A 20,649-nucleotide genomic window follows, 5' to 3' on the forward strand; every position below is an offset into this window, starting at 1 on the left:
ATGAGCACCCGGCAAAGAGCCCTGATCGTCGACGACGAGCCCGATATCCGCGAACTCCTGGAAATCACCCTGGGCCGCATGAAGCTCGACACACGCAGCGCACGCAACGTCAAGGAAGCCCGCGACTGGTTGGCCCGCGAACCCTTCGACCTGTGCCTGACCGACATGCGCCTGCCCGACGGCACGGGCCTGGAACTGGTGCAGCACATCCAACAGCGCCACCCGCAGGTGCCGGTGGCGATGATTACCGCCTACGGCAGCCTGGACACCGCGATCAACGCACTCAAGGCGGGCGCCTTCGACTTCCTGACCAAGCCGGTCGACCTCGGCCGCCTGCGCGAACTGGTGGCCACCGCCCTGCGCCTGCGTACGGTCAGCGATGAAGAAGGCCCAGTGGATACCCGCCTGCTCGGCGAGTCGCCGCCCATGCGCGCGCTACGCAACCAGATCCAGAAACTCGCGCGCAGCCAGGCCCCCGTCTACATCAGCGGCGAGTCCGGCAGCGGAAAGGAGCTGGTGGCCCGCCTGATCCACGAGCAGGGGCCGCGGGGCGAACAGCCGTTCGTCCCGGTCAACTGCGGCGCCATTCCTACCGAGCTGATGGAAAGCGAGTTCTTCGGCCACAAGAAGGGCAGCTTCACCGGCGCCATCGAAGACAAGCAGGGACTGTTCCAGGCCGCCAACGGCGGCACCCTGTTCCTCGACGAAGTCGCCGACCTGCCGCTGGCGATGCAGGTCAAGCTGCTGCGTGCCATCCAGGAAAAGGCCGTGCGTGCCGTCGGCGGCCAGCAGGAGCTGGTGGTGGACGTGCGCATCCTCTGCGCCACGCACAAGGACCTGGCCGCGGAAGTCGCGGCCGGGCGCTTCCGCCAGGACCTGTTCTACCGCCTCAACGTCATCGAGTTGCGGGTACCGCCGCTGCGCGAACGCCGCGAGGACATCCCGCTGCTGGCCGAGACCATGCTGCGCCGGCTCTGCGAAGGCACCGGCCTGGCCCAGCCGCAGCTGACCAGCGACGCGATGGAAAAGCTCAAGAGCTACCGCTTCCCCGGCAACGTGCGCGAACTGGAAAACATGCTGGAGCGCGCCTACACGCTGTGCGAGGACGAGCAGATTAAGGCCAGCGACCTGCGCCTGGCCGACGCCGGCGGCGCGACGGAAGCCGGCGAGGCGTCCCTGGCGCAGATCGACAACCTGGAGGACTATCTGGAAGACATCGAGCGCAAGCTGATCATGCAGGCCCTCGAGGAAACCCGCTGGAACCGCACTGCGGCGGCCCAGCGCCTGGGCCTGACCTTCCGCTCGATGCGCTATCGCCTGAAGAAGCTGGGGCTCGACTGAACCTCAGCCCAGACGCCCAACCGGCGAGTAGGGCGCGGGATCGACGATCGGCTCACGCCCCAGCATCAGATCCGCCAGCAACCGGCAGGAGGCCGGCGCCAGCACCAGACCATTGCGGTAGTGCCCGCAATTCAGCCACAGCCCCGGGAACTCCGGCACCTCGCCAATAAACGGAATGCCCTCCGGAGAACCCGGACGCAACCCGGCCCAGTGCCCAACCACTTCGGCCTCCGCCAAGGCGGGCAGCAACTGCTCTGCCGAGGCCTTCAGGCTACTCAAGGCCTCGGCGGTGGGCGTCTTGTCGAAGCCGACATGCTCCAGCGTGCTGCCGACCAGCACATGCCCATCACGCCGCGGGATCGCATAGCGGCCATTGGCCAGAACCATGGCTGGCAGAAAATCCTCTGCGCACTTGTAGAGGATCATCTGGCCCTTGACCGGCTCGACGGGCAGACTCAGCCCCAATCCAGCCAGCAATTGGCCACTCCAGGCCCCAGCCGCCAATACCACGCGCTCGGCACGGAGCTCCCGCTCCCCGATGCGAACTCCACAAACTTGCCCGGCCTCCTGCACAAGACCATCCACTGCGGCCTGTTCGAGCATTTGCACATTAGGCATGGCCTGCAATGCTGCACGCAGCGCCTTGAGCAAACGCGGGTTACGCACATTGGCAACGCCCGGCATATGAATGGCATTGGTAAAGCCAGCACCCAGCATCGGAACGGCAGCATATACCTGCGGCATGTCGACCTTGCGCAGCTCGTGGGCCTCATGCTGCGCCCACAGCAGCGCATCAGACTCATCGTCTAGATCCAGCCAGTACAGGCCGGTAGCATGGACTTGCGGGTCAACACCAGTAAGCCCCAGCAGATGCTTGGCCAGGCACGGGTAGAATCCTTGCGACCAATGCGCCAGGGCTGTCACAGCGACACTGTAGCGCCACGGGTAAAGAGGCGAGACTATGCCGCCACCGGCCCAGGATGACTCTTGACCAATCACGCCACGCTCGACCAATACAACCCGCTCGCCCGCCTGGGCAAGCTCTAAAGCTCCGAGGAGGCCAATCACGCCGCCGCCCACTACCATCGTGGAATAACCCTGCACCACAACCGCCCCCAATAAAAAAGGGGAGCCATGCTCCCCTTATCCAACCATTGCCTAGCGCCGCCAACAGACTGCGTTATCACTAGATGTCAGATCGCCCAGCTCGTTGACACTCAACGACGCGCACGTATCACCGTCCATGACGCTGCCATCGACAGCGGTCGCATCGATAACGAACGCAGTCTCATTGGTTTGGGCGTCATCGACAGCGATATTGTACACAGCGGTACCATCAGCCGGGCTTTGATCTACGATAGTCGCCCCCACATAGGTGCCATTCTGCGAGTAGAAACGCTCCATGAGCTGGACGTTCTCCAGCATGACTGCCGCCACCTCGGCACGCCGAGTCTTTTTCACGTACTCGGTGTAACTTGGGTAAGCGATGGCGGCGAGTATCCCCACCACGGCCACCGCAATCATCAACTCGATCAGAGTAAATCCATTACGTTTCATAGGGCTCCCTTACTGCAATTGACGCCACATGATACGCCGGGATTGTGAAACACCGCCGCACTGCCCGTTGTTCACCTCGCCACACTCATCCACCACCACCACCTCACCGGTCGAATCCAGAATGTATTTACCCTGGGTCTTCTTCTGGTCGCCAGCATCGATGATCACAGGCTGCCCCGGCAGGCCGCCATCGATCGCCAGACCGGAAACCCGAATATCGGTCTCATCGATACGCCCGTCACCATTGGTATCCAGCACCGGATAGCTCAGCATCTTCCCAGACAGGGCATCCAGCTCGACCAACTTGCCACTACCGGTACTTTGGCAGGGATCATCGGCATCGACCTTGGCGGTCACGAAGATGACTCGCCCCATAGTTGTCTGTGCCGGGTAGATGACACGCTCGCCCTCACGAGCACCATCTAGGCTGAGCGGCAGGTACCAGCCACGCCGGGTATCCCAATCGACTTCATTTTCACTGGTTTTGTAATAGGTCTGTGTTACACCGTTCGCGGTGATGTCCAGAGCCTCCGTAAAGCTCTGTTCCTGCAGGGAAGTGCTCTCGACCGTGCCGGCTGCACCATTCTTGTCCCAGATACCGTAGAACGTCTGCAGCTCGGTACTGAGTTTGTCAATAGACTCCATCAGCTTGCCGGTGCCGAACAGCACCAGATGCCCACCCTCGGTGTGCTCGACCACCAGCGGCCTGGCCGTGATCGGATGGTCTACTCCTGCTGCAAACAACGGGCTGCCCGAATTAGCAACAGATCCGGAGACACTGGAAAAATCGAACTCCCAGAGATTGCCACGCAGGTCGCCGGCATAAACCTTCTGCACCTGATACTGAGCATTTACCACCATCTGCGGGCTGGACAAGCCATTAGGCGCCGTACCATCGTCGTTGGCATCGACCACGATTTCCTGGATCAGCGCACCGGTTCTCAGGTTGACCACGTACAGCGAGGCTTTACCCAGGTGACTGCCATAACCATTACCAAAGATCGCCACCCACTCGTTATCCGAGGTTCTCGCCACCAGCGGCTTCGAGTAGGTATAACCCAGGTTGTTGAAAGCATTTGCCGGAGTCGAGGTAGCTGGCGCAGTGATCTGCCACAGAGCACTGATACTGTTATTACCAGCAGAGAACAGCTTGACAGCGAACATGCTCTTACCGCCACCACCCATCCCTGCAATGGCTACAGTGGACCAGGTCGAGCCCAGCTCAGCATCCGCAACCGTGATACCGCCATCCACCATGAACTTGTGCGAGCCGCCGGTGGCATAGTCTGGGGCAGCCACAGTATGCAGTGATGGGAATACGCTGGAAGGCATGAACGCATAGCGATGCCCGCCCGTTTCGGCATCGATCACATGAAAGAAACCATCGTTGCTGTTGACCAGCAGACTGTTGGTCATCGCAGCCTTGGCGGACATATAGGTGTTATAGGAGTTATCGCCAGTGACACTGCTGGCCAGACGCTCCGTCGACGAAAGCCGCTCAAGCGTGGAGTTGATGACATCACCTAGCAGAACCGTTCGTGTGCGCAATCCCGTCACCGCGGAACCCTTGGCCCAATCGACCAACTGAGTGCCGGTGATACCACTTGGCAAATCTGCATCCAGAATCGCCTGCTGGTCATTAGACACATTGCTGTAGTTGAGCGAAACCACAGCATTGGTCGCAGTATTGTAGGTTTCGTAAGAAGCCCCGTTATTGGAGGGCGTAATGGTGCTATCGGTTGTCCAGGCACGCGATACCAGACGCCCCGTAGTTTCACTCAGGCTATAGGCCTCGATGGTGCCACGCCAGTCGGCAGGGTCGTAGAGCGTCTTGTAGTAACGGGTGGATGTGGTCAAGCTCGAAGAACTGGACGCACCGGCGCCACCGGAACCCGCTTGCGCACTGATTTCGTTAAGTGCCTGGCTTAAAGCCGAACTCAAACCGGCACTATCGGAAGCCGTGTAGTACTTGCCGCGACCATAGTAGGCCGCATCCTTCAGCATCTGATTATCTTGGGCAAAACCAACCGTATAGGTTCTGATATTTTGCTTATTGAACGTACTATCCTCGAAGCTCTTACCCGAATTATCCAAGGTGCTTGCCGTAGGCCGGATATCGACGTCATAAGCAAACGAGGCTATGTCATCCAGATAATAGCTATGCCCCTCACTACCCAGAGAAATAGACGAGTCACCATCAGAGTATGGGGCTGGCGGAGCAGGGTTCACCCCATCCCAGTTAGGCAGGTTATCCGCCCCCCCTACCGAGGGATTGTCCCGATCCGGATCGGTCGATGCGTTATAGAACTTGGTGTCATATGTCGGCGCACCGTCGGTCACGACAATCCCGAAACTCTTCTGACAACGGTACTGGATCTGATCAGACGGGGTTGCCGGGGCGGCATTGTAGGAACTAGCCAGGCCACGATAGTAGCGCACCACATCGTAATAAGCCTCCGACAATGGAGTCCAAGTTGCACCATACAAGGCATTGACCTGAGTATTTAACGTACTTTGAGCAGCTCCCAGCTGTGAAAGAATAATACCACCCTGCTGCTCATAAACCTCGCCAGTACTGCCAGAGGCAGTATTACCCGGCCGGAAACTAGCCAAGCCAAAGCGAACACCAGAAATATTGTCAGCGATGACCTGCTTAACAACTGACTTGGCAACCCCCATACGGTGACCGGTTGGAATATCCGCCGCACTAAAGGTGCCCGCCAGAAGGCCTTGCACCAGATATTCGAGATAATTCTTTGGCATATCTACTTCATCGGCCATGGTGCCCGATGAATTTATCTGAAGCTCATCAGGAAAAGGAATGCAGACGGTCTGACCCGCACTACCGGGATAGTAAACCGTCTTCTTGCTAACCTTATACGCATTCCTTGCACCCAACTTGTAAGATCCAGCACTGCAGTCACCCTGCGCCACGTCGTCATGCCCGGAGAGCGTAGCCGTCTCTGTCCAGTGATCTTTATTATTGACAGTACAGGAGGTTCCAGCCTTGCAATACATCGCCGTTGGATAGTCGGCCTTGGAATTAAATCCGTTATGATAGATAACGGTATTCATACTACCCGAGTTATCCAGCAGCACCACCACATTGGGCGCAACGGCGGCCGTACTCAACAGCGGCGCCTGAAACGGAGTAAATGCATAAACCGGAGCAGCCGCATATACCGCCAGGGCAAAACCGGCCAGCAGCGAAAGCAACCTAGCTCCTGAGGCGTTGCACTTGTTTTTAAAATATGACATTCCCTTATTCCTCACAGAACACTCAGTTACTGTGCGCATAGATACTTTCCAGCGCAGTCCTGGCATTACCCTGGTACGACACTGCAGTCACCCGATACAGCACGACACTCGAACCGACCTGCACATTTACTGCAGCACTTGACCCCCCGAGCTTCTGCAGTTGATAGAAGGTATTGCCCGAGGCAGCACTCCTCCAAACATCGCAGACGCCATCAGTCTCGACCAGCCCCCCGGTGATAGCTGGCACACGACAATTATCGCCAACACACTCGTCACACGTCGCCAGATCACCCTCATGAGCAACATCAAGGATATAGTTCTCACCTTCACGCAACGCCCGCTCGGCCAATTGGAACGTTTCATTCTTCAACTTGACATTACCGGCCATCTTCTCCTGCACGCCCGCATTCTGCATGGCCGCCACACCGAAGATGGTCAGCAACAGGAGGAAGATCAGACTTACAAACAAGGCCATGCCGCTCTGTTTCTTTATGATTTGCATACCCCTCTCCCTTCACAGCAGCCGGTTGCGTAGCGCCGCTACAACCGAATAAGTCTGATCACGCGCCTTACCGTCTGGGTCAGCCAGGGTCATTCTGATTCGCACACTGCGGATAAACGCCGAATTGCCAGGAGTCTCAACGTAACTGCCCGATGCATAGGTACTTTCAGAGTCTGCCGCCACGCCAAAGGCGACGGAAAAATCCGCAACCCCGGTAATCAAGGGTTGAAAGCCGCCACTCCCGCCATTCTGCACGGAAAGCGTCTGTTCTCCGGAATCGTACCGATACTCGACCTGGCGAATAGGGAAGGCCATCTCCCCTGTTGCCGGATCATGCTCCCCGACCTGTACCGTACCAGTGGTGCGGCAATCGGTGGTCAACGTCCAGTCGGCATCGGTTGCCGCGGTAGAACCGGTGACGGCATTCGTCGTAATGATGCCGAGCGTATTGCTCTCCCAAGTAATAGGCTCATCGAACTCCGGCGGAACGCCGGTGACCGAACCAGAACTCAGCGACAGACAGCCGAACATGCCCGCCATGCGCAATTCCTGGGTCATGCGCGTCAGCACATAGCGGGCATCCTCCTGCAAACGCGCCGAAGCATCCTGCGCTACGTAGGTTTGCTTGGAACTGACGAATATCTGGGTAATTCCCAGCACCACCAGCAGACCAAGCGCCAGGGCAACCATGACCTCAACAAGACCGAACCCTTTTTGTTTGCTCTTCATCATGCGCATCACTCGTTGGCAACATCGGTGGTAATGGTGAAGTTGCCAGTTTCATCAGCACTGAGACCTGCCTTGCCCTCCGACCAACTGATGGTCACGCTGACCGTACTGCCGACCACATTGATACTGCCGAGCCCATCGGGAAGGCTCTGCACATTGGTTGAGAAGTCGATCAGATCGGTATCCTGCAGACCGGATCCCGACGGCGGAGAGTTGGTGCTATCCAGGTCATAGGCATTCAGGTTGTCTGGATCGGCACTGGCCCGTATTCGATCCAGAATGTCGTAAGCGATGAAACTGGCCTGCGAGGTATAGACGGCACTATTGGTGTACTTCAGCGCATTAAGCTGCAGCGCGGCAGCCCCTAGCACGCCGATCGCGCTGATGAAAACGGCAATCATCACCTCGATCAGAGTGACGCCCTGCTGCATTTTGTGCATCCGTTGCATGCTCATTAATTGCACACTCCAACCTGAATGCGCCCGCTCAGGCACACCGCCACAACTTTGTTCTGATCACTCAGCGTGTAGGTGAACGCCACAGCGGCTGACGGGCTATTCAGACCGCCAAAGCTATTGAATACAATCGCGTCGGCACCATTCTCTTCGGCCACCGCCGCCCCCGACGACATAGCCGGTACGGTGCGCAATACCGCATCGTCAGAACTCTGTTTGATGGTGATGCCTGCAGCCCATCCCGCATTGCTATCAGTCGGTTCCACTGTCACCGACTGACTACGGTTGATGGCCTCGAGGCGGCCATAGTTGAGCGCTTGAGCCAAATCATTCGCTTCGGTGCTGGCTCGCGAGCGCTCGAATGCACCGTCGAAAGCCGGCAGGCCCAAGGCGGCCAGAACCGCCACGACAGCCAGCGTGATCATCAGCTCGATGATGGTGAAACCCCGTAGATATCGCCGCATGGCCGTCCTCCCTTTTCTGGGCGCGACTATATCCATAAGCCCGGAGGACAACAGGCCAAACGGGACATACGGTCGATTTAGAAGCCTCAGCGAATACCGACAGGGGACTCCGTACAGTCCGGACAAGTGGCCTTGCCCATCGGCCAGGCTCACCTATAGTCAGATCGCCTACTAATCCACGGACGGATTAAACATGCGCCCCCACGGATTCACTCTGATCGAACTACTGACAGCACTTGCCATTACGGCAACGCTTTCCTTCTTGGTAGTACCCGCAACCAGCGCCCTCATCGCCAAACAGAGGCTGAATGCCGGCCTGGGCAACTTCACCAACAGCCTTAAATACGCCAGAACCTATGCGGTACTGCACCAGACGGGAGTAACCTTGCTGGCTCAGCAGAGTGATTGGGGAGCTGGCTGGACGGTATTCGAAGACCCCAACAGCAACGCCATACAGGATGATGGCGAACATGTGCTACTGAGCAGGGAGCCCAGTGAAACGCTGATAATATCTGGCAATACGTCCATCGCCAGTTATGTGCACTTCAACATGTATGGTGAACCGCAACTGAGCAGCGGCGGATTTCAGGCTGGCACCTTGATCTTCTGCTCGCCGGCATCCCCCGACACCCACCACAAGCTGATCATGGCGAAAACCGGCAGGGTTCGCATCAGCTCAAGCGTCGACTCGACACCCTGCTCGCCAGCTACAGGCTCTTGACCCGCAACTCCTTCGGCATCGAGAAGGTCACATTCTCTGGCCGACCGTCCAATTCCTCCGCGCCGGCCGCCCCCCATTCACGCAAGCGTTCAACCACCGCACGCACCAGCACTTCCGGAGCGGATGCACCGGCCGTGATGCCGATCAGTGACTTACCGGCAAACCATTCCTGGTGCAGGTCTTCGGCGCCATCGATGAGATAGGCCGGAGTCTCCAGGCGCTCAGCCAGTTCGCGCAGACGATTGGAGTTGGAGCTGTTCGGACTGCCCACTACCAGCACCACATCGCATTCGGCGGCCAGCTGCTTGACCGCATCCTGGCGATTCTGGGTGGCGTAGCAGATGTCGTCCTTGCGCGGGCCGCCGATGCTCGGGAACTTGGCCCGCAGCGCGTCGATGACCCGACTGGTGTCGTCCATCGACAGGGTGGTCTGGGTGACGAAGGCCAGTTGCTCGGGGTTGCGCACCTGCAACCTGGCAACGTCCGCCTCATCTTCGACCAGGTAGATGGCGCCGCCGTTGGCCGAGTCGTACTGGCCCATGGTGCCTTCGACTTCCGGATGCCCGGCATGGCCGATGAGGATGCACTCGCGGCCATCGCGGCTGTAGCGAGCTACTTCCATATGCACCTTGGTCACCAGCGGGCAGGTCGCATCAAACACCTTGAGCCCGCGCGCCTCGGCCTCCTGGCGCACCGCCTGGGAAACCCCGTGGGCGCTGAAGATGACGATGACGTCGTCCGGCACCTGCTCCAGCTCTTCGACGAAGATGGCGCCGCGCGCACGCAGGTCCTCGACCACGAACTTGTTGTGCACCACTTCATGCCGCACGTAGATCGGCGGACCAAACACTTCCAGGGCGCGGTTGACGATCTCGATCGCACGATCGACACCTGCGCAGAAGCCGCGGGGGTTGGCGAGTTTGATTTGCATGCTGGCGATCTCGGGCAGGGCGCTGGAAAGAAAGATGAGCGTTGAAGCCTCGGCCGCGCCACGGTGGCGCGGCCTGCCGGCATCAGGCCGGGCGAACCTCGATGATTTCCACCTCGAAGTTCAGGGTCTTGCCCGCCAGCGGGTGATTGAAGTCGATGGTCACCTGGGCGTCGTCAAAGGCTTTGACCACCCCGGGCAGCTCGGCGTTGGCCGCATCGTTGAAAATCACCAGCAGCCCCTCGGACAGCTCCATGTCCTGGAACTGCGAACGCGGCATCACCTGCACATTCTGCGGGTTGGGCTGGCCGAAGGCATTTTCCGGCTCGACCTGCACCACGCGCTTGTCGCCGGCCTTGAAGCCGAACAGGGCAGCCTCGAAACCGGGCAGCAGATTGCCATCGCCGACCTTGAAGGTCGCCGGCTGCTTGTCGAAGGTGCTGTCGACCACGTCGCCGTTAGCCAGCTTGAGGGCGAAATGCAGGGTGACTTCCCTGTCCGGGCCAATACGTTGCTCAGTCATGGGCGGGTTCTCCGGACTTCTTGCTCTTGAACATATCCAGCGCCAGCATCACGGCGCCGACGGTAATGCCACTGTCCGCCAGGTTGAAGGCGGGGAAGTAATACTGGTTCTGCCAGTGCACGAGGATGAAATCGACCACGTGACCGAGCACGACACGGTCATACAGGTTGCCCAGCGCCCCACCCAGCACCAGGGCCAGGGCGATGGCCAGCCAGGTTTCATCGGCCTTCAGGCGCTTCAGCCAGACCACCAGCACCGCACTGACGCCCAGGGCGATGACGGCGAAGAACCAGCGCTGCCAGCCGGACTCGCCCGCCAGGAAACTGAAGGCGGCACCGCGGTTGTACACATGGATCCAGTCGAAATAGCCATCGAGCACGACCACGCGCTGACCATACTCGAGCAGCTGCAGCACCACCTGCTTGCTGCCCTGGTCGAGGACGAACACCAGCAGCGCCAGCCACAGCCAGGCCAGGCGCCCGAAACGGCTGACCTCAGGCATGCTCACGCACCTCGCCGGCACCTTCGATATTGCTCACGCAGCGCTCGCACAGCTCGGGATGCGCGGCATGGCTGCCGACATCGGCACGGAAGTGCCAGCAGCGCCCGCACTTGGCATGGCTCGACTTGACGATCTTCAGCTTCAGACCAGCGACCTCGGTCACCACCGCATCGGCCGGCGCCTCCGCCAGCGGTGCCAGCGAGGCTGCCGAAGTGATCAGGGCAAACCGCAGCTCGTCGCCGAGCTTGGCCAGGGCATCCTGCAGCGACGCTTCGCCGTATAGGGTGACTTCCGCCTGCAGGCTGCCGCCGATGGCCTTGGTCGCACGCAGGTTTTCCAGCTCCTTGTTCACCGCCGCCTTCACCGCCATGACCTGATCCCAGTAGGCGCGGTCCAGCGCGAAGCCTTCCGGCAGACGCTGCAGGCCGGTGTACCAGGTATTCAGCATCACCGACTCGTTGCGCTCGCCCGGCAGGAACTGCCAGATCTCGTCGGCGGTGAAGGCCAGGATCGGCGCGATCCAGCGCACCAGCGCCTCGGCGATGTGGAACAGCGCGGTCTGGCAGGAACGCCGCGCCACACTGTTGGCTGCGGTGGTGTACTGGCGGTCCTTGATGATGTCGAGGTAGAAGCCGCCCAGCTCCTGCACGCAGAAGTTGTGCACCTTCTGGTAGACGTTCCAGAAACGGTATTCGCCGTAGGCTTCGATCACTTCGTCCTGCAGGCGCGCCGCGGCATCCAGGGCCCAGCGATCCAGATCGAGCATCTGCTCGACCGGCAGCAGGTCCTTGGCCGGGTCGAAGCCATTCAGGTTGGAAAGCAGGAAGCGCGTGGTGTTGCGGATACGCCGGTAGGCGTCGGCGCTGCGCTGCAGGATGACCTTGGACACGGCCATCTCGCCCGAGTAGTCGGTGGACGAGACCCACAGGCGCATGATGTCGGCGCCCAGGCTGTCGTTGACCTCCTGCGGGGCGACCACGTTGCCCAGCGACTTGGACATCTTGCGGCCATTCTCGTCGACCACGAAGCCGTGGGTCAGCAGCGCCTTGTACGGCGCATGACCGTCGATGGCACTGCCGGTCAGCAGGGACGAATGGAACCAGCCGCGGTGCTGGTCGGAACCTTCCAGGTAGAGGTCGGCGCGCGGGCCGTGCTCGTGCCCCATCGGGTGCGAGCCACGCATCACGTGCCAGTGGGTGGTGCCGGAGTCGAACCAGACGTCGAGGGTATCGCTGATCTTGTCGTACTGCGCCGCCTCGTTACCGAGCAGCTCGGCGGCATCCAGCTTGAACCAGGCCTCGATGCCCTGCTCCTCGACGCGCGCGGCCACTTGCTCCATCAGCTCGACGGTACGCGGGTGCAGCTCGCCGCTTTCCTTGTGCAGGAAGAACGGGATCGGCACGCCCCAGTTGCGCTGGCGCGAGATGCACCAGTCCGGGCGCCCGGCGATCATGCTGTGCAGGCGCGCCTGGCCCCAGCCCGGGACGAACTCGGTCTGCTCGATGGCCGCCAGGGCACGTTCGCGCAGGGTCGCGCCATCATTCGGCGCCTTGTCCATGCCGACGAACCATTGCGCGGTGGCGCGGTAGATCAGCGGAGTCTTGTGTCGCCAGCAGTGCATGTAGCTGTGCTGGATCGCCTCGTGCTTGAGCAGCGCACCAACCTCGTCAAGCTTGGCGACGATGGCCGGATTGGCCTTCCAGATGAACTGGCCGCCGAAGAACGGCAGGTCGCTGACATACACGCCGTTGCTCTGCACCGGGCTGAGGATGTCGTCGTTGCTCATGCCGTACTGCTTGCACGAACGGAAGTCGTCCTCGCCGTAGGCCGGCGCCGAGTGGACGATGCCGGTGCCGGCGCCCAGCTCGACGTATTCGGCCAGATAGACCGGCGCGAAACGCTCATAGAACGGATGACGGAAACGGATGTGCTCCAGCTTCGCGCCCTGGGTCGTGGCCACCACTTCGCCTTGCAGGCCGTAGCGCGCCAGGCAGGCCTCGACCAGCTCCTCGGCCAGCAGCAGCAGGCGTTCGCCGGTATCGACCAGGGCGTAGGTGAATTCCGGATGGACGTTGAGCGCCTGGTTGGCCGGGATGGTCCAGGGCGTGGTGGTCCAGATCACGATGCTGGCCGGTTTGCTCAGGTCGCTCAGGCTGAAGGCCGCAGCCAGCTTGGCGGCGTCCTCGATGGCGAACGCCACATCGATGGCATCGGACTTCTTGTCCTGGTACTCGACTTCGGCCTCGGCCAAGGCCGAACCGCAGTCGAAGCACCAGTTGACCGGCTTCAGGCCCTTGAACACGAAGCCCTGCTTGACCATCTCGGCCAGGGCGCGGATTTCCCCGGCCTCGTTGGCGAAGTCCATGGTCTTGTACGGGTTGCCCCAGTCGCCCAGCACGCCGAGGCGGATGAAGTCGGCCTTCTGCCCTTCGATCTGCTCGCCGGCATAGGTGCGGCAACGCTCGCGGGTCAGATCGGACGGCTGGTTCTTGCCGAAGGTGGTCTCGACCTTGTGCTCGATCGGCAGGCCGTGGCAGTCCCAGCCCGGCACATAGGGGGCGTCGAAACCGGACAGGGTCTTGGAGCGGACGATCATGTCCTTGAGGATCTTGTTGACCGCATGACCGATGTGGATGCTGCCGTTGGCATAGGGCGGGCCGTCGTGCAGGACGAACTTCGGCCGGTTCGCGCCGAGCTGCCGCAGCTTCTGGTACAGGCCAATGCTGTCCCAGCGCGCCAGGGTTTCCGGCTCGCGCTGCGGCAGGCCGGCTTTCATCGGGAAGGCAGTATCCGGGAGGTTCAGCGTGGCTTTGTAGTCGGTCATCTCAGGCTCTTGGGCTCAATTCAGTCAAGCGGTGATCAATCAAGCGGCTGACCCAGCCAGTAGGCCCGGGCGGCAGCGACATCCGCGTCTATCGCGGCCTTCAGCGCCTCCAGAGAGGCGAAACGCTGCTCATCGCGCAGCTTGTGGTGGAAAATCACCGTCAGGCGCCGGCCATACAGGTCACCGGCGAAATCCAGCAGATGCACTTCCAGGTGGGGACGACCATCGCCGGCGACCGTTGGTCGCTGGCCGATATTGGCCACTCCCCGGTAACGCTGGCCATCGACCAGCGCACTGACCAGAAACACCCCGCGCAGCGGCGGCTGACGCCGCTTGAGCTGCACATTGGCGGTGGGCGTGCCGAGCTGGCGCGCCAGTTTCTGCCCGTGCAACACCCGCCCGGTCAAGGCGAAGGGGCGGCCGAGCAGGCGCTCCGCCAGCTCCAGCTCACCCGCCTGCAGCGCCTGACGCACCCGGGTGCTGCTGACCCGATCGGCATCCAGCTCGACCGTCAACGCCGCCTCGACGCTGAAGCCCTGCTGCGCACCAGCCTGAACCAGGAAGGCGAAGTCGCCGGAGCGATCGCAACCGAAGCGGAAATCGTCACCGACCTCCAGATGCCTGACGCCCAGGCCGTCGACCAGCACCTGGCGCACGAACTCGGCCGCCGACAGTTCGCGCAGACGCCGGTTGAAGGCCAGGCACAGCACCCGGTCGACACCCTGCCCGGCCAGCAGCTCGAGCTTCTCGCGCAGGCGGGTCAGACGGGCAGGCGCCGTGTCGGGGCCGAAGAACTCGCGCGGCTGGGGCTCGAAGATCACCACGCAACTGGGCACGCCGAGCTCGATCGCGCGTTCGCGCAAGCGCGCCAGGATGGCCTGGTGGCCCCGGTGCACGCCGTCGAAATTGCCGATCGTGGCAACGCATCCCTGGCTCAGGGGTAGCAGATTGTGAAGACCGCGGACCAGCTGCATAGCGCGCTTCTTGCTTACAAAGTGGTCGATTATACGCACAGGCGGCGACGGACAACAGGCAGTGCGTCGCCGCCGCGCGCCTCAGGACACCGAGCGCCGGGCAAAGTCGCGCAGACGGAAGCCCAGCAACAACAGCACGCCGAAATAAGCCAGCACCCCAAGCGTCACTAGGCCGCCCAGGCGCAGCAGGCGCACGAGCATGGTGCCCTCGGCCCACGGCGGCATGAAATGCAGGGCCAGCAGCAGCGCCACCGTCATCACCGCCACCGCCAGCAGCAGCTTGCCGAGAAACAGCGGCCAGCCCGGCTGCGGCCGGAACAAGCCGCCGCGCCGCAGGAACCAGTAGAGCAGGCCGGCGTTCAGACAGGCCCCCAGGCTGATCGCCAAGGCCAGGCCGGCATGCGCCAGGGGCTTGATCAGGGCCAGGTTGAGCAGCTGGGTAATGACCAGGGTGAAGATGGCGATGCGTACCGGCGTCTTGATGTTCTGCTGGGCATAGAAGCCCGGCGCGAGGATCTTCACCAGGATGATGCCGAGCAGGCCGACCGAATAGGCAATCAAGGCCTGCTGGGTCATGTCCGCATCATTGCCGGTGAACTTGCCGTACTGGAACAGCGAAACGGTCAGCGGCTCGGCCAGCACGGCCAGCGCCAGGGCACAGGGCAGCACCAGCAGGAAACACAGGCGCAAACCCCAGTCGAGCAGGCGCGAATACTCCTCGCGATTGGCGCTGGCATAGGTCTTCGACAGGGCCGGCAACAGGATGGTGCCCAGCGCCACCCCCAGCACCCCGGACGGCAGCTCCATCAGGCGGTCGGCGTAATACATCCAGGACACCGAGCCGGCGACCAGGAAGGAGGCGAAGATGGTGTTGATGATCAGCGAGATCTGGCTGACCGAAACACCGAAGATCGCCGGCCCCATCTGCTTGAGCACGCGCCACACGCCGGTATCGCGAAAGCTCAGGCGCGGCAGCACGAGCATGCCGATCTTCTTCAGGTGCGGCAGCTGGTACAGCAGCTGCAACAGGCCGCCGACCAGCACCGCCCAGCCCAGCGCCTCGATGGGCGGATCGAAGTACGGCGCCAGAAACAGCATGAAGCCGATCATGCTGAGATTGAGCAGGGTCGGCACGAAGGCCGGCACCGAGAAGCGGTTCCAGGTATTCAGCACCGCGCCCGCCAGCGACGACAGCGAAATCAGCAGGATATAAGGAAAGGTCAGGCGCAGCAGATCGGTGGTCAGGCCGAAACGCTCCGCCTCATCGGCAAAGCCCGGCGCGGAAACCCAGACGATCCAGGGCGCGGCGAGAATCCCCAGCAGCGTCACCAGCGCCAGCACCAGCGTCAGCAACCCCGACACATAGGCGACAAAGGTACGCGTCGCCTCTTCGCCCTGCTGGGTCTTGTACTCCGCCAGAATCGGCACGAAGGCCTGGGAAAAGGCGCCCTCGGCAAAGATCCGGCGCAACAGGTTGGGCAGCTTGAAGGCCACCACCCAGGCGTCCGAGGCGACTCCGGCGCCGAAAATCCGCGCAATCAAGGTATCGCGAACGAAGCCCAGCACCCGGGAAAGCATGGTCAGGGAGCTGACGGCCGCCAGCGACTTGAGCAAATTCATGGAATATTCGACTTCCGCAAACGCGCGCAGTCGCGGACAATCCGCTGCCGCGCAAAGGCGTCGAGTGTAACGGCCCGCCACTGGTCAGGCCAGCACACCGGGATGCTAATGCGCTTGACATATGGGCCTCGCCTCGGCATGATTCGCGGCCTTATTTGTTGCTATCCCCCAGTTTTTTCTCGAGGAGCTTGACGGTGGCCAATACACCTTCTGCCAAAAAACGCGCAAAACAGGCTGAGAAGCGTCGTAGCCATAACGCCAGCCTGCGCTCCATGGTTCGTACCTACATCAAGAACGTGGTCAAGGCTATCGACGCCAAGGACCTGGAAAAAGCGCAAACCGCTTACGTTCTGGCTGTGCCTGTAATCGACCGCATGGCCGACAAAGGCATCATCCACAAGAACAAAGCTGCTCGTCACAAGAGCCGCCTGAACGGTCACATCAAGGCACTGGCTACCGCCGCCTAAGATGTACCGCTCATGAAGAACCGGCCTCTGGCCGGTTTTTTATTGCCCGGATTTTGCCTGACAGAAAAAAGCCGGAGCATGCTCCGGCTTTTTATCGTCCTACTGCCCCGCCCAGGGCAGGATCGGAATGGCGGTCACCGCGTTCTGCGGACTACCCTCGATGATCCGGTCGCTGTAGACCAGATAGACCAGGGTGTTGCGCCCCTCATCGAAGAAACGCACCACCTGCATGGTCTTGAACACCAGCGAGGTGCGCTCCTTGAACACCTCCTCGCCATCCTTGAGCTTGCCGGCAAAGCGGATCGGCCCAACCTGGCGACAGGCAATCGACGCCTCGGCGCGATCCTCGGCCAAACCCAGACCACCCTTGACGCCACCGGTCTTGGCGCGCGACAGGTAGCAGGTCACCCCCTCCACCCGCGGGTCGTCGAAGGCCTCGACGACGATCTTGTCGTTCGGACCGACCCACTTGAACACAGTGGAAACCTCGCCGATCTCTTCCGCCGACGCCATCAGCGGCAGCAACAGCAAACCACCCAGCAATCCTTTTGCCATACGCATTCGCACCCTCCTCAGACCAGAATCAGGTTGTCCCGATGCACCAGCTCTGGCTCATCGACATAACCCAGCAATTTCTCGATGGCATCCGACGGCTGGCCGACGATCTTCTGCGCCTCCTGGGCGCTGTAGTTGGCCAGGCCACGGGCAATCTCGCGACCATCCGGACCGACACAGACCACCATCTCGCCACGGCGGAAACTGCCCTGCACCTCCTTGACCCCGACCGGCAGCAGGCTCTTGTGCCCCTGCAGCAGGGCCTTCACCGCCCCGGCATCCAGGGTCAGCGTACCGCGCGTCTGCAGATGCCCAGCCAGCCACTGCTTGCGCGCCGCCAGCAGGCCACGCTCGGGCGCCAGCAGGGTACCCAGACGCTCGCCAGCCTTGAGCCGATCAAGCACGCGCTCGATGCGCCCTCCGACTATCACCGTATAGGCACCGGAACGCGCCGCCAGGCGCGCAGCGCGCAGCTTGGTCTGCATGCCGCCACGCCCCAGCGCACCACCGGTGCCGCCCGCCACCGCATCCAGCGACGGGTCATCGGCGCGCGCCTCGAAAATCAGCTGAGCATCGGGATTGTGCCGCGGGTCTGCATCGAACATGCCGTCACGATCGGTGAGGATCACCAGCAGATCAGCCTCGACCAGGTTGGCCACCAGCGCCGCCAGGGTATCGTTGTCACCGAAACGGATCTCGTCGGTGACCACCGTGTCGTTCTCGTTGATCACCGGAATGGTGCCGAGCTCGACCAGGGTACGCAGGGTGCTGCGCGCATTCAGGTAGCGCTTGCGGTCCGACAGGTCATCATGGGTCAGCAGCACCTGCGCCGTGTGTTTGCCGTGTTCGCCGAAGCTCGACTCCCAGGCCTGCACCAAGCCCATCTGCCCGACGGCCGCCGCCGCCTGCAGCTCATGGATGGCACTGGGGCGGGACGCCCAGCCCAGGCGGCTCATGCCGGCCGCCACCGCCCCGGAGGACACCAGCACCAGCTCGACGCCCGCCTCGCGCAGCGCCACCATCTGCTCGACCCACACCGCCATCGCGGCACGATCCAGGCCACGCCCGTCCGCCGTCAGCAGCGCACTACCGATCTTCACCACCCAGCGCTGGGCGCCGGTCACCTTGTCCCGCATGTCATTAACCCCAGCCAGTCAGCACAACGCCGCTATCAAGCGGCGCTGTACGATACCTCAATCGCGAACGTAGATGATCTCCGGACCATCTTCGTCATCCTCGAAATCATCATCCCAGACATCGTCATCACCGATGTCATCGACGCTTTTCAGCCCCGCCTTGCGCAGCGCACGCTTGTCGTCCAGCGCCTGTAGACGGGCACGCGCCTCACCCTCGATGCGCCGATCCAGCTCCGCCAGCTCCTCGGCATAGGCCGGATCCTCGGCCTTGCGCAGCTCGCGCTCGTCGAGATAGCGCATGATTGCCTGACTCAGCGCCTCGGTCCCCTCGCCCTCCAGGGCAGAGATGACAAACACCGGGCCGTCCCAGCCCAAATGATCGATCACCGCGCGCATGCGCTCCTCGCGCTCGTCATCAAGCAGCTGGTCGGCCTTGTTCAGCACCAGCCAGCGATCTCGGTCAGCCAGGGCCGGGCTGAATTTCTCCAGCTCGCGGATGATCACCTCGGCCGCCTCGGCCGGATCGCTCTGGTCCAGCGGAGCCATGTCGACCAGATGCAGCAGCAGCCGGGTACGCGCCAGGTGCTTGAGGAAGCGAATGCCCAGGCCCGCCCCTTCGGAAGCACCCTCGATCAGCCCCGGAATGTCCGCAACCACGAAGCTCTTGTAGCGCCCGACACTGACCACGCCCAGGTTCGGCACCAGGGTGGTGAAGGGGTAATCCGCCACCTTCGGCTTGGCCGCCGATACCGAGCGAATGAAGGTACTCTTGCCGGCGTTGGGCAGACCGAGCAGACCGACATCGGCCAGCACCTTGAGCTCCAGCTTGAGGTCACGCGACTCGCCCGGCTTGCCCGGCGTGGTCTGGCGCGGCGCACGGTTGGTGCTGGACTTGAAGCGGGTATTGCCCAGGCCGTGCCAACCACCCTGCGCCACCATCAGGCGCTGACCCGGCTTGGTCAGGTCACCGATGATCTCCTGGGTGCTGGCGTCGATAACCGTGGTACCGACCGGCACCGGCAGGATCAGATCCTCACCCTTGGCACCGGTACATTCGGTGCTGCCACCCTTCTCGCCATTGCGCGCATTGAAGCGACGGGTATAGCGATAGTCGACCAGGGTATTCAGGTTCGGATCGGCCTCCATGAAAATGGAGCCACCATCGCCACCATCGCCGCCGTTAGGGCCACCCTTCTCGATGAACTTCTCGCGACGAAAGCTCATCATGCCGTTACCGCCGTCGCCGGCTTTTACAAAAATCGAAACTTCATCGACGAATTTCATGGGTACGCCTCCCGTCTCGGCGACGGGCTAATGGAACACTGGATACAGGATATACAGAAACAAAAAAGCCCCGTCGCGAGACAGGGCTTTTTCAGCAAGCGCGGGCTTAGGCAGCCACGACGCTCACGTAACGGCGACCGAAGGCGCCCTTAACTTCGAACTTGACCACGCCGTCGACTTTAGCGAACAGGGTGTGGTCTTTGCCCATGCCAACGCCGTAGCCAGCGTGGAATTGGGTGCCGCGCTGACGCACGATGATGTTGCCGGCCTTGATAGCCTGGCTGCCATACATCTTCACGCCAAGGCGTTTGCTTTCTGAGTCGCGGCCGTTACGAGTACTACCGCCAGCTTTTTTGTGTGCCATGAGTCAAATACTCCAGACTGGGATCAGGCTTGGATGCCAGTGATCTTGATTTCGGTGAACCACTGACGGTGGCCCTGACGCTTCATGTGGTGCTTGCGGCGGCGGAACTTGATGATGGTCACTTTGTCATGACGGCCCTGGGCAGTCACTTCGGCAACAACCTTCGCGCCTTCAACTACCGGAGCGCCGATTTTGACGTCTTCACCGTTGCCGATCAGCAGAACGCGATCGAAAGTCACGGATTCGCCAGTGGCGACTTCCAGCTTCTCGATCTTGAGGAACTCACCTTCGGCGACCTTGTATTGCTTGCCACCGGTAACAATTACAGCGTACATGGATATCTCTCCGTTAAACCTGCTCACCCGACTCTTTATAGGAAGAGTTATTGGCCGGCATGGCTGCTTGGGTCAGTGTCGAACCCTAGCAATTGCGTAAGGCAGGGAGT

At 61.4% G+C, this 20,649-nt stretch carries 21 protein-coding genes; 3 read left to right on the forward strand and 18 right to left on the reverse strand.

The genetic code is table 11. The annotated features are described in order from the left end of the window. Entirely contained in the window at positions 1-1,341 is a 1,341-nt protein-coding gene (locus F3I62_RS06610; protein ID WP_160488862.1) for a sigma-54 dependent transcriptional regulator, read from the forward strand. 3 nt (positions 1,342-1,344) lie between these two features. Here the strand turns inward: F3I62_RS06610 and thiO are convergent, their stop codons facing one another. The 7 genes from thiO to F3I62_RS06645 all read right to left on the reverse strand — a co-directional run bounded on the left by thiO (position 1,345) and on the right by F3I62_RS06645 (position 8,306). Continuing rightward, on the reverse strand, positions 1,345-2,427 hold the full coding sequence (thiO, locus tag F3I62_RS06615) for a glycine oxidase ThiO (protein ID WP_160489042.1): 1,083 nt from the start codon (positions 2,425-2,427) through the stop codon (positions 1,345-1,347). A 72-nt stretch (positions 2,428-2,499) separates the two neighbouring features. After that, the gene (locus F3I62_RS06620) at positions 2,500-2,898 is read right to left on the reverse strand and encodes a type IV pilin protein (protein ID WP_160488863.1); all 399 of its coding nucleotides are present in this window, start codon (positions 2,896-2,898) and stop codon (positions 2,500-2,502) included. A gap of 9 nt (positions 2,899-2,907) precedes the next feature. Further along, positions 2,908-6,156: a pilus assembly protein gene (locus tag F3I62_RS06625; protein ID WP_160488864.1), complete on the reverse strand. Its 3,249-nt coding sequence runs from the start codon at positions 6,154-6,156 to the stop codon at positions 2,908-2,910. A gap of 22 nt (positions 6,157-6,178) precedes the next feature. Then, positions 6,179-6,658: a PilX N-terminal domain-containing pilus assembly protein gene (locus F3I62_RS06630; protein ID WP_256667662.1), complete on the reverse strand. Its 480-nt coding sequence runs from the start codon at positions 6,656-6,658 to the stop codon at positions 6,179-6,181. A 12-nt stretch (positions 6,659-6,670) separates the two neighbouring features. Beyond that, the gene (locus F3I62_RS06635) at positions 6,671-7,390 is read right to left on the reverse strand and encodes a prepilin-type N-terminal cleavage/methylation domain-containing protein (RefSeq protein WP_256667664.1); all 720 of its coding nucleotides are present in this window, start codon (positions 7,388-7,390) and stop codon (positions 6,671-6,673) included. 5 nt (positions 7,391-7,395) lie between these two features. Then, a complete protein-coding gene (gene pilV / locus F3I62_RS06640; RefSeq protein ID WP_256667665.1) occupies positions 7,396-7,842 on the reverse strand; it encodes a type IV pilus modification protein PilV in 447 nt (148 codons plus the stop codon). Next, a complete protein-coding gene (locus F3I62_RS06645) occupies positions 7,842-8,306 on the reverse strand; it encodes a GspH/FimT family pseudopilin (RefSeq protein ID WP_160488865.1) in 465 nt (154 codons plus the stop codon). The genes pilV and F3I62_RS06645 overlap by 1 nt, the downstream gene beginning before the upstream one ends. Positions 8,307-8,499: 193 nt before the next feature. On the opposite strand from F3I62_RS06645, the gene F3I62_RS06650 reads away from it, so the two are divergent. Then, positions 8,500-9,027, forward strand: a complete 528-nt coding sequence (locus F3I62_RS06650; protein ID WP_160489046.1) for a GspH/FimT family pseudopilin — start codon at positions 8,500-8,502, stop codon at positions 9,025-9,027. On the opposite strand, the gene ispH is transcribed toward F3I62_RS06650, so the two are convergent. The 6 genes from ispH to murJ form a co-directional block, all read right to left on the reverse strand. Continuing rightward, positions 9,014-9,958 (reverse strand): 4-hydroxy-3-methylbut-2-enyl diphosphate reductase, encoded by a 945-nt coding sequence (gene ispH / locus F3I62_RS06655; RefSeq protein WP_160488866.1) that lies wholly within the window; start codon positions 9,956-9,958, stop codon positions 9,014-9,016. The genes F3I62_RS06650 and ispH overlap by 14 nt on opposite strands. An 82-nt stretch (positions 9,959-10,040) precedes the next feature. After that, complete coding sequence (gene fkpB / locus F3I62_RS06660; RefSeq protein WP_160488867.1) at positions 10,041-10,478, reverse strand: FKBP-type peptidyl-prolyl cis-trans isomerase; 438 nt, start codon at positions 10,476-10,478, stop codon at positions 10,041-10,043. Further along, positions 10,471-10,980 (reverse strand): signal peptidase II, encoded by a 510-nt coding sequence (lspA, locus tag F3I62_RS06665; RefSeq protein ID WP_160488868.1) that lies wholly within the window; start codon positions 10,978-10,980, stop codon positions 10,471-10,473. Before lspA ends, fkpB begins: the two co-directional genes overlap by 8 nt. After that, the gene (gene ileS / locus F3I62_RS06670; RefSeq protein WP_160488869.1) at positions 10,973-13,804 is read right to left on the reverse strand and encodes an isoleucine--tRNA ligase; all 2,832 of its coding nucleotides are present in this window, start codon (positions 13,802-13,804) and stop codon (positions 10,973-10,975) included. Before ileS ends, lspA begins: the two co-directional genes overlap by 8 nt. 35 nt (positions 13,805-13,839) lie before the next feature. After that, a complete protein-coding gene (gene ribF, locus F3I62_RS06675) occupies positions 13,840-14,778 on the reverse strand; it encodes a bifunctional riboflavin kinase/FAD synthetase (RefSeq protein ID WP_160488870.1) in 939 nt (312 codons plus the stop codon). 81 nt (positions 14,779-14,859) lie between these two features. Further along, a complete protein-coding gene (gene murJ, locus F3I62_RS06680) occupies positions 14,860-16,398 on the reverse strand; it encodes a murein biosynthesis integral membrane protein MurJ (protein WP_160488871.1) in 1,539 nt (512 codons plus the stop codon). 194 nt (positions 16,399-16,592) lie between these two features. On the opposite strand from murJ, the gene rpsT reads away from it, so the two are divergent. Beyond that, on the forward strand, positions 16,593-16,865 hold the full coding sequence (gene rpsT, locus F3I62_RS06685) for a 30S ribosomal protein S20 (RefSeq protein WP_160078424.1): 273 nt from the start codon (positions 16,593-16,595) through the stop codon (positions 16,863-16,865). Positions 16,866-16,964: 99 nt separating this feature from the next. On the opposite strand, the gene F3I62_RS06690 is transcribed toward rpsT, so the two are convergent. The 5 genes from F3I62_RS06690 to rplU form a co-directional block, all read right to left on the reverse strand. Continuing rightward, positions 16,965-17,426, reverse strand: a complete 462-nt coding sequence (locus tag F3I62_RS06690; protein WP_160488872.1) for a CreA family protein — start codon at positions 17,424-17,426, stop codon at positions 16,965-16,967. 11 nt (positions 17,427-17,437) lie between these two features. Continuing rightward, positions 17,438-18,556 (reverse strand): glutamate 5-kinase, encoded by a 1,119-nt coding sequence (proB, locus tag F3I62_RS06695; protein WP_160488873.1) that lies wholly within the window; start codon positions 18,554-18,556, stop codon positions 17,438-17,440. A 57-nt stretch (positions 18,557-18,613) separates the two neighbouring features. Then, complete coding sequence (gene cgtA, locus F3I62_RS06700; protein WP_160488874.1) at positions 18,614-19,840, reverse strand: Obg family GTPase CgtA; 1,227 nt, start codon at positions 19,838-19,840, stop codon at positions 18,614-18,616. A 106-nt stretch (positions 19,841-19,946) separates the two neighbouring features. Next, positions 19,947-20,204: a 50S ribosomal protein L27 gene (gene rpmA / locus F3I62_RS06705; protein ID WP_160488875.1), complete on the reverse strand. Its 258-nt coding sequence runs from the start codon at positions 20,202-20,204 to the stop codon at positions 19,947-19,949. Positions 20,205-20,227: 23 nt separating this feature from the next. Then, on the reverse strand, positions 20,228-20,539 hold the full coding sequence (rplU, locus tag F3I62_RS06710) for a 50S ribosomal protein L21 (protein WP_160078419.1): 312 nt from the start codon (positions 20,537-20,539) through the stop codon (positions 20,228-20,230). Positions 20,540-20,649 lie beyond the last annotated feature (110 nt).

Source organism: Pseudomonas sp. R-28-1W-6, from assembly GCF_009799925.1.
Taxonomy (GTDB): domain Bacteria; phylum Pseudomonadota; class Gammaproteobacteria; order Pseudomonadales; family Pseudomonadaceae; genus Aquipseudomonas.

Coding starts and splice junctions, on each gene's coding strand:
- fkpB (WP_160488867.1), bottom strand. CDS start 10,478: ATGACTGAGCAACGTATTGGCCCGGACAGGGAAGTCACCCTGCATTTC.
- murJ (WP_160488871.1), bottom strand. CDS start 16,398: ATGAATTTGCTCAAGTCGCTGGCGGCCGTCAGCTCCCTGACCATGCTT.
- cgtA (WP_160488874.1), bottom strand. CDS start 19,840: ATGAAATTCGTCGATGAAGTTTCGATTTTTGTAAAAGCCGGCGACGGC.
- ispH (WP_160488866.1), bottom strand. CDS start 9,958: ATGCAAATCAAACTCGCCAACCCCCGCGGCTTCTGCGCAGGTGTCGAT.
- rpmA (WP_160488875.1), bottom strand. CDS start 20,204: ATGGCACACAAAAAAGCTGGCGGTAGTACTCGTAACGGCCGCGACTCA.
- F3I62_RS06635 (WP_256667664.1), bottom strand. CDS start 7,390: ATGATGAAGAGCAAACAAAAAGGGTTCGGTCTTGTTGAGGTCATGGTT.
- ribF (WP_160488870.1), bottom strand. CDS start 14,778: ATGCAGCTGGTCCGCGGTCTTCACAATCTGCTACCCCTGAGCCAGGGA.
- proB (WP_160488873.1), bottom strand. CDS start 18,556: ATGCGGGACAAGGTGACCGGCGCCCAGCGCTGGGTGGTGAAGATCGGT.
- ileS (WP_160488869.1), bottom strand. CDS start 13,804: ATGACCGACTACAAAGCCACGCTGAACCTCCCGGATACTGCCTTCCCG.
- F3I62_RS06625 (WP_160488864.1), bottom strand. CDS start 6,156: ATGTCATATTTTAAAAACAAGTGCAACGCCTCAGGAGCTAGGTTGCTT.
- F3I62_RS06610 (WP_160488862.1), top strand. CDS start 1: ATGAGCACCCGGCAAAGAGCCCTGATCGTCGACGACGAGCCCGATATC.
- F3I62_RS06650 (WP_160489046.1), top strand. CDS start 8,500: ATGCGCCCCCACGGATTCACTCTGATCGAACTACTGACAGCACTTGCC.
- F3I62_RS06645 (WP_160488865.1), bottom strand. CDS start 8,306: ATGCGGCGATATCTACGGGGTTTCACCATCATCGAGCTGATGATCACG.
- rplU (WP_160078419.1), bottom strand. CDS start 20,539: ATGTACGCTGTAATTGTTACCGGTGGCAAGCAATACAAGGTCGCCGAA.
- lspA (WP_160488868.1), bottom strand. CDS start 10,980: ATGCCTGAGGTCAGCCGTTTCGGGCGCCTGGCCTGGCTGTGGCTGGCG.
- pilV (WP_256667665.1), bottom strand. CDS start 7,842: ATGAGCATGCAACGGATGCACAAAATGCAGCAGGGCGTCACTCTGATC.
- F3I62_RS06620 (WP_160488863.1), bottom strand. CDS start 2,898: ATGAAACGTAATGGATTTACTCTGATCGAGTTGATGATTGCGGTGGCC.
- thiO (WP_160489042.1), bottom strand. CDS start 2,427: ATGGTAGTGGGCGGCGGCGTGATTGGCCTCCTCGGAGCTTTAGAGCTT.
- F3I62_RS06690 (WP_160488872.1), bottom strand. CDS start 17,426: ATGCGTATGGCAAAAGGATTGCTGGGTGGTTTGCTGTTGCTGCCGCTG.
- F3I62_RS06630 (WP_256667662.1), bottom strand. CDS start 6,658: ATGCAAATCATAAAGAAACAGAGCGGCATGGCCTTGTTTGTAAGTCTG.